General features: G+C 71.4%; 10 protein-coding genes and 1 pseudogene. 7 read left to right on the forward strand and 4 right to left on the reverse strand.

Going from position 1 to position 13,496, the window contains the following annotated elements:
* The first annotated feature begins 91 nt into the window (after positions 1-91).
* The 5 genes and pseudogenes from ACZ4MU_RS26015 (at position 92) to ACZ4MU_RS26035 (ending at position 5,234) form a co-directional block, all read left to right on the forward strand.
* Positions 92-910, forward strand: a complete 819-nt coding sequence (locus tag ACZ4MU_RS26015) for an ABC transporter ATP-binding protein (RefSeq protein ID WP_467881128.1) — start codon at positions 92-94, stop codon at positions 908-910.
* A 308-nt stretch (positions 911-1,218) separates the two neighbouring features.
* Positions 1,219-1,983, forward strand: a pseudogene (locus tag ACZ4MU_RS26020) (ABC transporter ATP-binding protein); the annotation flags it as partial.
* The gene (locus ACZ4MU_RS26025) at positions 1,980-2,870 is read left to right on the forward strand and encodes a branched-chain amino acid ABC transporter permease (protein ID WP_467881131.1); all 891 of its coding nucleotides are present in this window, start codon (positions 1,980-1,982) and stop codon (positions 2,868-2,870) included. The pseudogene ACZ4MU_RS26020 and the gene ACZ4MU_RS26025, both read left to right, overlap by 4 nt.
* On the forward strand, positions 2,863-3,966 hold the full coding sequence (locus ACZ4MU_RS26030; protein WP_467881134.1) for a branched-chain amino acid ABC transporter permease: 1,104 nt from the start codon (positions 2,863-2,865) through the stop codon (positions 3,964-3,966). The genes ACZ4MU_RS26025 and ACZ4MU_RS26030 overlap by 8 nt, the downstream gene beginning before the upstream one ends.
* A complete protein-coding gene (locus ACZ4MU_RS26035) occupies positions 3,963-5,234 on the forward strand; it encodes an ABC transporter substrate-binding protein (protein ID WP_467881137.1) in 1,272 nt (423 codons plus the stop codon). The genes ACZ4MU_RS26030 and ACZ4MU_RS26035 overlap by 4 nt, the downstream gene beginning before the upstream one ends.
* A gap of 130 nt (positions 5,235-5,364) precedes the next feature.
* Here the strand turns inward: ACZ4MU_RS26035 and ACZ4MU_RS26040 are convergent, their stop codons facing one another.
* A complete protein-coding gene (locus ACZ4MU_RS26040; RefSeq protein ID WP_467881139.1) occupies positions 5,365-5,574 on the reverse strand; it encodes a DUF6243 family protein in 210 nt (69 codons plus the stop codon).
* Positions 5,575-5,965: 391 nt separating this feature from the next.
* On the opposite strand from ACZ4MU_RS26040, the gene lpdA reads away from it, so the two are divergent.
* Positions 5,966-7,369, forward strand: a complete 1,404-nt coding sequence (gene lpdA, locus ACZ4MU_RS26045; RefSeq protein WP_467881141.1) for a dihydrolipoyl dehydrogenase — start codon at positions 5,966-5,968, stop codon at positions 7,367-7,369.
* Positions 7,370-7,525: 156 nt separating this feature from the next.
* Here the strand turns inward: lpdA and ACZ4MU_RS26050 are convergent, their stop codons facing one another.
* Complete coding sequence (locus ACZ4MU_RS26050) at positions 7,526-8,674, reverse strand: hypothetical protein (protein WP_467881144.1); 1,149 nt, start codon at positions 8,672-8,674, stop codon at positions 7,526-7,528.
* 106 nt (positions 8,675-8,780) lie between these two features.
* A complete protein-coding gene (locus tag ACZ4MU_RS26055) occupies positions 8,781-9,191 on the reverse strand; it encodes a Fur family transcriptional regulator (RefSeq protein ID WP_467881147.1) in 411 nt (136 codons plus the stop codon).
* 344 nt (positions 9,192-9,535) lie between these two features.
* Here ACZ4MU_RS26055 and katG point away from each other — a divergent pair, with 344 nt between their 5' ends.
* Positions 9,536-11,761, forward strand: coding sequence for a catalase/peroxidase HPI (gene katG, locus ACZ4MU_RS26060; protein ID WP_467881149.1), 2,226 nt, complete (start codon positions 9,536-9,538; stop codon positions 11,759-11,761).
* A 106-nt stretch (positions 11,762-11,867) separates the two neighbouring features.
* Here katG and ACZ4MU_RS26065 read toward each other — a convergent pair whose 3' ends face one another.
* Complete coding sequence (locus ACZ4MU_RS26065) at positions 11,868-13,322, reverse strand: glyceraldehyde-3-phosphate dehydrogenase (RefSeq protein WP_467881151.1); 1,455 nt, start codon at positions 13,320-13,322, stop codon at positions 11,868-11,870.
* Between the last annotated feature and the right edge of the window lie 174 nt (positions 13,323-13,496).

Raw genomic sequence — 13,496 nt, forward strand, 5'->3', positions numbered from 1 at the left:
GTCACCGGCAGCGTTTCGGCCGCCGCACGTGGACGGGGGGCCACCGCGGTGCTGGGGTGAGCGCCACTGCACAGGCCACGGAAGGGGAACCATGGGAGGGACCGGACTCGCCCTGGAGGTCACGGACCTGACGGCGGGCTACGGACCGGTACGCGCCCTGAGGCGGGTGTCGCTCACCGTGCCGGAGGGTGCCGTCGTCACCGTTCTCGGCGGCAACGGGGCGGGGAAGTCCACTCTGCTGAGGGCACTCTCGCGCACCTTGTCGTTCCACGGCGGGGCCGTCACCTCCGGCACCATCGCCTTCGGCGGCCGACCGATCGGGGGGCTGGCTCCGGACCGGGTCGTCGCCGCCGGGGTCTCCCAGGTGCCGGAGGGGCGGAAGGTCTTCGCCCGGATGACCGTGGAGGACAATCTGCGGGCGGGGGCGCTGGGCGCGCGGGGCGACAGGAGGGCCAAGGCGGCGGCCCTGCGACGGGTCCACGAACTCTTCCCCGTGCTCGCCGACCGGTCCCGCCAGCGCGCCGGACTGCTGTCCGGCGGCGAACAGCAGATGCTCGCCGTCGCACGCGCGCTGATGGCCTCGCCGAAACTGCTTCTCCTCGACGAGCCCTCGCTGGGCCTCGCCCCGCTCATGACGGCCCGGATCGCCGACACGATCCGCGAGATCAACGCCCAGGGCACCTCCGTCCTCCTCATCGAGCAGAACGCGGCGCTCGCGCTGCGGCTCGCCGACCGGGCGTACGTCCTGGAGGTCGGCGAGGTCGCCCTCTCCGGCCCGGCCGCCGAACTCGCCGCCTCCGACGAGGTACGGCGCCGTTACCTGGGCGTCGTGGACGAGACCGCGGCGGCGGACGCCTCGCAGGCCTCCGTCCCGCACCCCGTGCTCGCCCGCTGGGAGGAGACCCGGTGAACGAGCCCGCCGCCCGGGGCCCGGACTCCGTCGGCCCCGACTCCGTCGGCCCCGCGAAGAAGCCCGCCGCACCCGGCAAGGGCGCGGAGGCGGACACCCGGTCCGCACAGGGCCCCGCCGCCACGACGGACGCCCGGTCCGCACCGGCCTCCACCCCTACGACGGACACCAGGCCCGCAGGCGCCTCCGTGCCCGCGCGGTCGGCCGCACCGGCCTCCCCGAAGGCCCCCGTATCGGGAGGGCCCGCCTCCCCGGAGGCCCCCGTTCCGGAAAGACCCGTCTCCCCGGAGGCCCCCGCCTCCGTCCCCGCCCTCGACGTCCGTGACGTCACCGTCCGGTTCGCCGGGCTCACCGCCCTCGACAGTGTCTCGTTCACCGTCCGCCCCGGCACCGTGCACGCCGTCATCGGCCCCAACGGAGCCGGCAAGTCCACCTGCTTCAACGTGCTCTCCGGCGTCTACAGGGCGACCTCGGGAAGCGTCCGGCTCGGCGCACACGAACTCACCTCCCTGCCGCCGCACAAGATCGCCGGACTCGGGGTCGCCCGCATCTTCCAGAACCTCGCGCTCCCACCCCGCGCCACCGTCGAGGACAGCCTGATGCTCGGCCGGCACCGGCTCACCCGTACCGGCTTCCTCGCCGCCGGGCTCCGGCTGCCCTCGGCCGCCCGCGAGGAGACCCGCCACCGCGCCCGGGTCCGCGAGATCGCCGCTTTCGTCGGCCTGGAGAAGCAGCTCACCCAGCCCGCGGGATCCCTCCCGTACGGGCAGCAGAAGCTCGCCGAACTGGCGCGTGCCCTCTGCATGGAGCCCACCCTGCTGCTCCTCGACGAACCCGTGGCCGGGATGACCGCGGACGAGCGCCGCCGTACCGCCGCCGTCATCGCCGGTGTCCGCGACAGCCTCGGGATCTCCATCGTGCTCGTCGAGCACGACATGGGGGTGGTGATGCGGCTGGCCGACACCGTCACCGTCCTCGACTTCGGCCGCCGGATCGCCGACGGCGCTCCCGGCGACGTCCAGAACGACCCCGCGGTCGTCCGCGCCTACCTCGGAGAGGAGACCGCCGGGTGACCACCTTCGTCGAACTCCTGCTCAACGGCGTCTCGCTGGGATCCGTCTACGCCCTGATCGCCCTCGGTTTCGTGGTCATCTTCCGCGCCACCGAGGTCGTCAACTTCGCCCACGCCTCCCTGCTCCTCGCGGGCGGCTACGTGACCGCCGTCCTCCACGAGAGCATCGGCTTCTGGCCGGCGCTGCTGGCCGGGATCGGCGGCGCGGCCCTGCTCGGCGCCGCCGTCGAGTTCCTCGTCATGCGCCGCTACCGCGGCTCCGACCAGAGCGTCCTCGCCATCGTCACCATCGGTGTCGACATCCTGCTCGCCACCGAACTGACCCGCCGCATCGGTACCGACATCCTCTCGCCCGGCGACCCGTGGGGCGACGCCGTCGTCACCGCCGGACCGGTCACCCTGGCGCAGACCCGCATCGCGGCCTTCCTCGCCGCCGGACTGCTCATCACCGCCTTCCTGCTCGCCTTCCGCCACACCTCGTGGGGCGTCGCCATGCGCGCCGCGGCCGAGAACCAGGAGACCGCCGCCCTCATGGGCATCCGCCTCGGCCGGGTCTCGCTCGGCGCGTGGGCGGTGGCGGGCGGGCTGGCCGCCGTCGCCGCGCTCTTCCTCACCGTCTTCCCGACCCCCGGCCTGGAACGGACCACCTCCCTCGCCGCGATGAAGGCCTTCCCGGCCGCCATCCTCGGCGGGCTGGACTCCACCACCGGCGCCCTCGTCGGCGGCCTGCTGGTGGGGGTCACCGAGTCCCTCGCCGCCGGGTACCAGGGCGATCTGACCTTCCTCGGCCGCGGCATCGGCGATGTCGCCCCGTACCTGGTGATGGTCGCGGTGCTGCTCCTCCGCCCCGCCGGACTCTTCGGCACGAAGGAGCTGTCCCGTGTCTGACGCGCTTCCCCGCCGTGGAGCGGCCCCGCTCGCCCGGCCCCGGGTATACGGATGGGTCGCCGCCGGGCTCGTGCTCGTCGCCTTCCCCTTCTACCTGGACCGGTTCTGGCTCCAGGCCGGGCTCTTCGCCATGGCCGCCGCGATCGGCGCCATCGGCATCAACCTGCTGACCGGAGCCACCGGCCAGCTCTCGATGGGCCACGCCTTCTTCCTCGCCGTCGGCGCGTACGGCTACTGCGCCTTCGCCGGGGACGGGACGGACGGGCTCACCGGACTGGGCCTGCCCGGCTGGCTCGCCGCCGTCCTCGCCGTCGCCCTCGCTGGTGCGGCGGGCGGGGCGTTCAGCCCCATCGCCGGCCGGCTGCGGGGCGCCTACCTCGGCATCGCGACCCTCGCGCTGATCTTCATCGGCCAGCACGTCCTGTTCAACGCCCACGACGTCACCGGTGGTTTCAACGGCCGCGCCGTGCCCCCGCTGAACCTCTTCGGCCTCACCTTCGACGACAGCGAACTCCTGGTCGCCCAGGTCCCGTTCGGTTCCACCGAGAAGCTCTGGTACCTGGGTCTCGTCTTCCTGCTCGCAGGGGCCCTCTTCGCTCGCGGCGTCCTGCGCGGCCGCCCCGGCCGGGCCATGAACGCGATCCGGGACCACCGGATCGCGGCCGGCGTCATGGGTGTCCCCGTGGCCCGCTACCGCGCCGCCGTCTTCGTCCTGTCGTCCATGTACGCGGGGCTGGCGGGGGTGCTGCTCGCGCTGGTCTTCCAGCGCACCGTGCCGGAGTACTTCGGTATGCAGCTCTCCCTCGAATACCTGGCCATGATCGTCATCGGCGGTCTCGGTTCGGTCGCCGGGGCGGTAGTGGGCGGCGTCTTCGTCTCCCTGCTGCCGCAGCTCCTCAACCGGTACAGCGACGCGCTGCCCCTGGTCTCCGCCCCCGGGACGGGCGGGATCGCACCGGGGGAGGCCTCCCGCTACCTCTACGGCGCCGCCGTCGTCGCGGTGGTGCTCTTCCTGCCCGGCGGCCTGATACGGCTCGCCGCCCGGCCACGCGGGCGAACCGCCCAACCCTCGCACTCCTCTGGGGAGGAACGATGAACCACCGACGCCAGGCCCCGAGAACGACGGCCGCCGCACTCGCCGCCGCACTCGTACTGACCGCCGCCGGCTGCAGTTCCAAGGCCAAGTCCACCGACGGGGCGGACACCGGAGCCGACGGGGTGAAGTCCGGCACGGGCGTCACCGCCAAGACCATCGCGGTCGGTGCGCTCACCGACATGACCGGTGTATACGCCACGCTCGGCAAGAGCGTCACCCAGGCGCAGCAGCTGTATGTGAAGCAGGTCAACGCGGCCGGCGGGGTCTGCGGCCGACAGCTGGAGCTGACGGTCCGCGACCACGGCTACGACCCGCAGAAGGCGCTCTCCGCCTACACCGAGCTGGAGCCGAAGGTCGCCGGTTACGTGCAGTTCATCGGGTCTCCGTTCGTCGCCGCCATGAAGCAGCGCATCGACGGCCGGGACAAGGCACTGGTGCTGCCGCAGGCCTGGTCGGCCTCCCTGCTCGGCTCCCCGTACATCCGCGTCCTCGGCTCCACGTACGACATCGAGACGATCAACGCCGTGGACTTCCTGGTGAAGGAGAAGGGACTGAGGGCGGGCGACAAGCTGGGGCACGTGTACTTCGAGGGCGACTACGGCGAGAACGCGCTGACGGGGTCGAAGTTCGCAGCCGGGAAGGCGGGGCTGACGGTCGTGGAGCAGAAGATCAAACCCACCGACAACGACATGTCGGCGCAGGTGGCGGCGTTGAAACAGGCGGGCGTCAAGGCCGTGGTCATCAGCGCGGGACCGCGCCAGGCCGCCTCGCTGGTCGGTGTCGCGGCGGCGGCGAAGCTGCTGGTACCGGTCATCGGCAACAACTCGGCCTTCGCCCCGCAGCTGCTGGGCACCCAGGCCGGACCGGCGCTGGAGAAGATGTACTGGTTCGCCTCTCCGAGCCGTCCGATCGGCGCCGACACCCCGGCCGCGAAGAAGCTCGTCGCCGACTACCGGGCCGCGTACCCGAACGACAGCCTCGACAACGGCATCGTGGCGGGCTGGACTGCGGCCGACGTCTTCAGGCAGGCGCTGAAGAAGGCGTGTGACGCCAAGGATCTCACCCGTGAGGGCATCGACCGGGCCCTGCTGACCCTGAACGCGTACGACGCCGGGTTCGGAAGGCAGGACTTCAGCGATCCGAAGGCGCCGTCCTCACGCGAGTCCGTCATCCTCCGGCCGGACAAATCCGTCCCGGGCGGCATGCGGACCGTCCGTGAGCCGTTCGTCTCCGAGGCCGCGAAGGGCTACACCCCGAAGGCAGGCTGAGCGCGGGCCACCGCGACGCCCGCCCCACGCCGTACCGGTACTCCAACGCCCCGGTACGGCGGCAGGGCCCGGACCGCGTGTCGCGGTCCGGACCCTGCCCCCTGCGGTGCCGCCCCGCGGCGGCGGTACGTCAGCTCTGCTCGGTGTCGTCGCCCGTCTGCGTGGCGCCCTCGGCCTCGCCGGTCTTCTCACGCATCTTGCGCACCAGCTCCGCCTTCTGGTCGGCGGCGCCCTGGCGGTCGAGGTTGCGGTGCGGGCCGTTGTTCTGCCGCTCGGCGCGGGACAGCTTCTTGCGCTGGCCGCCGCCCATGCCCACGGGGTTGTTGATGTTCTTGCTCATGGGTTCTCCCGGAATGATGTGAAGTGATCTACGGATTCATCGGTGGGGACGGGCGCGGCGACGTCGGACGACGTCAGCAGGGGCCCATCACGCTCTCACTCGTAAATCGGTGTCTGGAAGAACATGACCACGAGATTACCCGGTCCCACCCGCCCCGCACACCACGTTTTTTTCGCGGCCCTGCCTCCTGCCGGGCTTCCAGCGAGTGCCGGGGACCACTTCCCCCGCTCGCCACCCGGCTGTCACCGAGGCGCTCACGCGCGCGGAGGAGAGCTGACGCTCGCCGTGCGGTCCCGGCGCGTCCCGGGGCGCCCCGGCGCTTCGGTGCGCGTGCCCCTGTGGTCTGCTGACCTCTGATCGAAAACATGTGATCGGAAGGGAAGTAACCCCCATGCAGGAGCACTTCGACGTAGTCGTCCTCGGGGCGGGGCCCGGTGGTTACGTGGCGGCCATCCGCGCCGCCCAGCTCGGCAAGCGAGTCGCGGTCGTGGAGGAGCGGTACTGGGGCGGTGTGTGTCTGAACGTCGGCTGTATCCCCACCAAGGCCCTGCTGCACAACGCCGAGCTGGCGCGCATCTTCACCCACGAGGCCAAGGCCTACGGCATCACGGTGAATGGTGAGGTGTCGCTGGACTACGGCGAGGCGTACCGGCGCAGCCGGCGGGTGGCGGACGGCCGCGTCAAGGGCGTCCACTACCTGATGAAGAAGAACGGGATCACCGAGTTCGACGGCCGGGGCACGTTCCTCGACGCGCACACCCTCGAGGTCGCCCAGGCGGACGGCACCCGGCGGACCGTCTCGTTCGACAACTGCGTCATCGCCACGGGCGCGACCCCGCGCCTGCTGCCCGGCACCCGCCGCAGCGAGCGCGTGGTGACGTACGAGGAGCAGATCCTCGCCGAGGAGCTGCCGGGGTCGGTGGTGATCGCGGGCGCGGGGGCCATCGGGATCGAGTTCGCCTATGTCCTGCACAACTACGGCGTCAAGGTCACCATGGTCGAGTTCCTGGACCGGATCGCGCCGCTGGAGGACGCCGACGTGTCGGCGGAGCTGGCCAAGCAGTACCGCAAGCTCGGCATCGACGTGCTGACCTCGACCCGGGTCGAGTCCATCGACGAGTCCGGGGCGCAGGTGCGGGTGACGGTCACCGGCAAGGACGGCGCGGCCAGGGTCCTGGAGGCCGACAAGGTGCTCCAGGCGATCGGCTTCGCGCCGAACGTCACCGGTTACGGTCTTGAGGCCACGGGTGTACGGGTCACCGAGCGCGGCGCCATCGAGGTGGACGGGCGCTGCCGTACCTCCGTGCCGCACATCTACGCCATCGGCGACGTCACGGCGAAGCTGATGCTCGCGCACACCGCCGAGTCCATGGGCGTCGTCGCCGCGGAGACCATCGCGGACGCGGAGACGATGGAGCTGGACTACCCGATGATCCCGCGCGCCACCTACAGCCGGCCGCAGATCGCCAGCTTCGGCTGGACGGAGGCGCAGGCGCGGGAGAAGGGCTTCGACGTCAAGGTCGCCAAGTTCCCGTTCACCGCGAACGGGAAGGCGCACGGCCTCGGCGACCCGGTCGGGTTCGTCAAGCTGATCAGCGACAACACGCACGGCGAGATCATCGGTGCCCATCTGATCGGGCCGGACGTCACCGAGCTCCTGCCGGAGCTGACGCTGGCGCAGCAGTGGGACCTGACCGTCCACGAGGTCGCCCGCAATGTGCACGCACACCCGACGCTGGGCGAGGCGGTCAAGGAGGCCGTGCACGGGCTGGCCGGTCACATGATCAATTTCTGACCGCCGGTCCCGGATCGCCGGTCACGGATCCCGCATCGGGCACCGGGCATCGCGGATCGCCGGTCACCGATCGCCGGCGGGTGACTGCCGGTGAGGGGCCGTGGGGGGCCTCTCCCCCGGGACGGCCTTCGCCGGCAGTCCCGGGGCGGCGCGCGGTTACTTGCCGGGGTCCCGGAAGCGGCCGAACGCCTTGGTGAGGGCGCTCAGCGGCGAGGCGTCCGCCTTGGCCCTCGGCGCGGGCAGCACGGGCACGCCGTCGCCGCCGGTGGCCTCGGCCAGTGCTGCCTGCGCCGCCTCGGCCGCCTCCCGGTACAGGTCGCGGGAGGTGGTCATGGCGTCGAGCGCCTGCGCGTACCGGGCGACCATCGCCTGGGCGTGGACCAGTTCCTCGTCCGGGGTGAGCAGGTGCCAGCCCTGGCGCAGCCGTGTCAGGGCCCGCTCGGCGTCCGCCGTCATCGGGCGCGCCAGAGCGGCGAACTCCCTGATCCTGTCGAGGAGTTCGGTCGGCTCGGAGCCGTCGAGGATGACGGTGCGGACCGTGAAGCGGTCGGCGTCGTAGCCCGCGCCCTGCGGCTGCGTGGGCAGGACGACGGCGCCGCCGCGCGGCAGCCGCACGCCGAGCTCCTTCTTCATCGCGAAGTCGGCGATCTGCGCCTGCTCCGGGGTGCCCCGGTGCTCGATCACCTGGTGCCGCAGACTCGGCGGCAGCCAGGCCGCGACCGGCCGCTGCCCCGCCGCGTCCGGCGTCATCGCCTCGTGCACCACGACGTGCACGAACCAGCTCTGCCGGGCGCAGTCCCGCAGCAGGTGGCGCAGCTCGTCGTCGTCCTTGGGCAGATGGTTGGTGGTGCGCATCCGCAGGTCCGCGACGGTGTCGTGGTCCCAGGCGATCCGGTCGCTGTCGGGCCAGAACATGGTGGCCGGGGAGGGCCAGCCGGTCTGCCACGCCCGCTCCGCCTCGGCGGCGAGGACCCAGGTGACTCCCTCCCCCTCCTTGCGGCGGTTCTCGGGGTCGTACGTGGTCAGCTGGGCCCGCACGGTGACGTCGTCGGCGACGCGCCAGCGGGCTTCGAAGACGCGCCGGGCCGTGGGGCCGGGGTCGGCGGACTCGTCGCGCGGGTGCAGGACGGTGGAGCGGGCCGCCTCGACGGGGTCGAGGTCCAGGAAGTCGTCGAGCACCCCGGCCGCCTTGAGGGCGATCAGGTTGCGCCGGACGTCCTGCTCGGGCTCGGGCCCGAGGTGGCGCGCGCGCCCCAGCCACGCGGTGTCGGGGACGGTGGGCGGGGAAACCGGGTTCTTGGCCATGGAGTCGTTCTGTAGGTGATCGGGGCGGGACCAGTATCCTCCGTCGGCCCGCGGAGGGAAGTAGTACCCGCCCGGGGTTTCGCCACACCGGTCGCCCGCCCCGGCGCTACGCGCACGACGGGCAGAGCCCCCGGTAGGTGACCTCGGCCGTGGCGACCGTGAAGCCGAACCGGTTCCCGGCGGGCAGATGGGACAGCAGGTCGCCGGTGGTGGTGACATCGCGGATGGTGCCGCAACCGGAGCAGACCAGGTGCTGGTGGGGGCGGTGCACGTTGGGGTCGTACCGCTTGGCGCGGCCGTCGGTGGAGACCTCCATGACTTCGCCCAGCGAGACCATCTCCCCCAGCGTGTTGTAGACGGTCGCCCGGGAGATCTCCGGCAGCCGCAGCGCCGCGCGCGCGTGCACCTCGTCGGCCGTGAGGTGCACATGATCGCCGTCGAGCACCTCCGCCACCACACGCCGCTGCGAGGTCACCCGCCAGCCACGCCCGCGGAGCCGCTCCAGCAAGTCACTCATAAGGGTCCATCCGTTCCGGCTCGGTGGAAAGTCGAGTAGGGGCCAGTAGTGGTGTACCCGCGATCGGCGGTCGGCGTACAGCTTCCGACCGAGGACGAAACCGGTGAACTTCTTGACCTGGACACCGTCCATCGTAGGATCGATACCAATGACGGCCAAGGGAACGGACACCTCCGGTATGGCGTTGCGGCAGCAGACCGAGCCGGTCCGTCCGCCTTCCCGGGCCCCTTCCCGAGCGACCTTCCACCGTCCACCGATCGCGACGGGACCGTCCGCCGCATCGGACTCTTCGACCACGCGTACTCCCCTGAGCAGTGTGATCCACCCAGCCCGGAAGGATTCCGATGTCTGAGAACCACGACGCGATCGTCACGGACCCGAAAACGGAGGACGCAGGCGGCGGCTGCCCGGTCGCGCACGGTCGGGCCCCGCATCCGACGCAGGGCGGGGGCAACCACCAGTGGTGGCCGGAACGGCTCAATCTGAAGATCCTCGCCAAGAATCCCGCCGTGGCCAACCCGCTGGGTGAGGAGTTCGACTACGCCGAGGCGTTCCAGAGCCTCGACCTGTCGGCCGTGAAGCGGGACATCGCCGAGGTGCTGACCACCTCGCAGGACTGGTGGCCCGCGGACTTCGGCCACTACGGGCCGCTCATGGTCCGGATGGCCTGGCACAGCGCCGGTACGTACCGGATAAGCGACGGCCGCGGTGGCGCCGGGGCGGGCCAGCAGCGCTTCGCTCCGCTCAACAGCTGGCCGGACAACGTGAGCCTGGACAAGGCCCGCCGACTGCTGTGGCCGGTCAAGAAGAAGTACGGCAAGAGCCTGTCCTGGGCCGACCTGCTGGTCCTCACCGGCAACGTCGCCCTGGAGTCCATGGGCTTCAAGACCTTCGGCTTCGGCGGTGGCCGGGCGGACGTGTGGGAGCCCGACGAGGACGTGTACTGGGGCCCCGAGACCACCTGGCTCGGCGACGAGCGCTACACCGGCGACCGGGAGCTGGAGAGCCCGCTCGGCGCGGTGCAGATGGGTCTGATCTACGTCAACCCGGAGGGCCCCAACGGCACTCCGGACCCGCTCGCCTCGGCGCGCGACATCCGTGAGACGTTCCGCCGGATGGCGATGAACGACGAGGAGACCGTCGCGCTGATCGCCGGCGGCCACACCTTCGGCAAGACCCACGGCGCGGGCCCCTCGGAGGCGGTCGGCCCCGACCCCGAGGCCGCCGGGCTGGAGGAGCAGGGCCTGGGCTGGCGCAACTCCCACGGCACCGGCAAGGGCGGGGACACGATCACCAGCGGCCTCGAGGGCATCTGGACGAACACCCCGACCACCTGGGACAACAGCTTCTTCGAGATCCTCTTCGGCTATGAGTGGGAGCTGTTCAAGAGCCCGGCCGGCGCTCATCAGTGGCGGCCGAAGGGCGGCGCCGGGGCGGGCACCGTGCCCGACGCCCACGACCCGTCGAAGAGCCACGCGCCGACGATGCTGACGACCGACCTCGCGCTCCGGCTCGACCCGGTCTACGAGCCGATCGCGCGGCGCTTCAAGGACGACCCCGACGCGTTCGCGGACGCGTTCGCCCGCGCCTGGTTCAAGCTGACCCACCGCGACATGGGCCCGGTCTCGCGCTACCTCGGCCCGGAGGTCCCCTCCGAGACGCTGCTGTGGCAGGACCCGCTGCCGCGGGCGACGCACGAGCCGATCGGCGCGGCGGACATCGCCACCCTCAAGGAGCGCGTCCTCGCCTCGGGCCTCACCGTCTCCCAGCTCGTCTCCACCGCCTGGGCGTCGGCCTCGACCTTCCGGGGCAGCGACAAGCGCGGCGGCGCCAACGGCGCCCGCGTCCGGCTGGAGCCGCAGCGCGGCTGGGAGGTCAACGACCCGGACCGGCTGTCGGTGGTGCTGAGCACGCTGGAGGGGATCCAGCGGGAGTTCAACACCGGCGCCAAGCAGGTCTCGCTGGCCGACCTCATCGTGCTCGCCGGGTCCGCCGCGGTGGAGAAGGCCGCCAGGGACGCGGGCTTCGCCGTCGAGGTCCCCTTCACGCCGGGCCGGGTGGACGCCTCGCAGGAGCAGACGGACGTGGAGTCGTTCGCCGCCCTGGAGCCGAGTGCGGACGGCTTCCGCAACTACCTCGGCAAGGGCAACCGGCTCCCCGCCGAGTACCTGCTGCTCGACCGGGCCAACCTGCTCACGCTCAGCGCTCCGGAGCTGACCGTCCTGGTGGGCGGTCTGCGCGTACTGGGCGCGAACCACCAGCAGTCGTCGGCGGGCGTCTTCACGCGGACGCCGGGAGTCCTCACCAACGACTTCTTCGTCAACCTCCTCGACATGGGCACGACGTGGAAGGCGACCTCCGACGACGCGCACGCCTTCGAGGGCCGCGACGCCGCCACCGGTGAGGTCAAGTGGACCGGCACCCGCGCCGACCTGGTCTTCGGGTCCAACTCGGAGCTGCGCGCCCTCGCCGAGGTGTACGCGAGCGACGACGCCCAGGAGAAGTTCGCCCAGGACTTCGCCGCGGCGTGGGTGAAGGTCATGAACCTGGACCGGTTCGACCTCGTCTGAGGAGCTTTCGGCCTCGTCCGAGGAGCTGAGGTGTGACAAGAGGCGCCTGCCGGGCGAAAAGCCCGGTCAGGCGCCTCCTGTCATGGTGCGGTGGTGCGGGCGGGGCTCAGCTCGTCGGCACCGGGTACGTCGGGTACTCGACGCCCGAGACGTGCTGGACCACGCGGATGACCTGGCACGAGTAGCCGAACTCGTTGTCGTACCAGAGGTAGAGGATGGCGTTGTCGCCGTCCACCTTGGTGGCGCCCGCGTCGACGATCGAGGCGTGGCGCGAGCCGACGAAGTCCATGGAGACGGCGTCGGGGGCGGTGGTGAAGTCGATCTGGCGCTTCAGCGGCGAGTGCAGCGAGACGTCGCGGAGGTGGTCGAGGACCTCTTCGCGGGTGGTCTCGCGGCCCAGGCGCAGGCTGAGGATCGCGATCGAGACGTCCGGGACGGGGACGCGGATCGAGCTGCCGGTGATCGGCGCCTTGAGGTCGGGCAGCGCCTTCGCGACGGCCGAGGCGGCACCGGTCTCGGTGATCACCATGTTCAGCGGCGCGGAGCGGCCGCGGCGGTCCGCCTTGTGGTAGTTGTCCAGCAGGTTCTGGTCGTTGGTGAACGAGTGGACGGTCTCCACGTGGCCGCGGAGCACACCGTACTCGTCCGCCATCGCCTTCAGCGGCGGGACGATCGCGTTGGTGGTGCAGGACGCGCAGGACAGGATCCGCTCGTCCGGCTTGATGGTGTCGTGGTTGACGCCGTGCACGATGTTGGGCACGTCGCCCTTGCCCGGGGCGGTCAGGACGACCTTGTCGATACCGGGGCGCAGGTGCTGGGAGAGACCCTGGCGGTCGCGCCACTTGCCGGTGTTGTCGATGAGGATGGCGTCCTTGATGCCGTACGCCGTGTAGTCGACCTCGGAGGGGTCGTTGGCGTAGATCACCTTGATCGCGTTGCCGTTGGCGACGATGGTGCTGGTGTCCTCGTCGACCGTGATCGTGCCCTGGAACTGGCCGTGGATGGAGTCGCGCCGCAGCAGCGAGGCGCGCTTGACGAGATCCTCGGCGGCCCGGCCGCCGCCCCCGCGGACGACGATGGCGCGCAGCCGCAGGCCGTTGCCGGAGCCGGCCTTCTCGATGAGCAGGCGCGCGACGAGCCGGCCGATGCGGCCGAACCCGTAGAGGACGACGTCGCGGCCCTCGCGGCGCTCGATCTTGTTGGCGCCGGTGGCGCCGATGACGGCCTGGGCGGTGAACTCCGCCACGGTCAGGCCGCGGTCGTCGGCCTGGTACATCGCGGCGAGCATGCCGAGGTCGATCTGCGAGGGGCCGAGATCGAGGGTGGTGAGAGCCTGCAGGAACGGAAGGGTGTCGGTGACCGAGAGTTCCTCACCGGCGATCTGCCGGGCGAAGCGGTGGGTCTTGAGGATGCTGACCACCGACTTGTTCACCAGGGAGCGGCTGTGGAGGAGGACGGTGACGTCCCGCTCCCGGTGCAGCTTCCCGATGATCGGGATCATCGACTCCGCGATCTCCTCGCGGTTCTTCCAATTGGTGAACGAGTCGTCATTGACAGTCACGAGTTTATCTTTCGAGCTAGGCGGCGCTCATATGCTAACCCGACCCCTGTTCGACGGTTCAAGGGGTGCCACCCGGGACACGGCGTACGCGGGCAGGGCGCCGAGGCACAGGGCCCCGCTCCGGGCGCCGGCCGGGCCGCCCGTGACCGTTGCCGGACGGCTGGACGGCCGGAC

Source organism: Streptomyces sp. NPDC026377 (genome assembly GCF_055567715.1).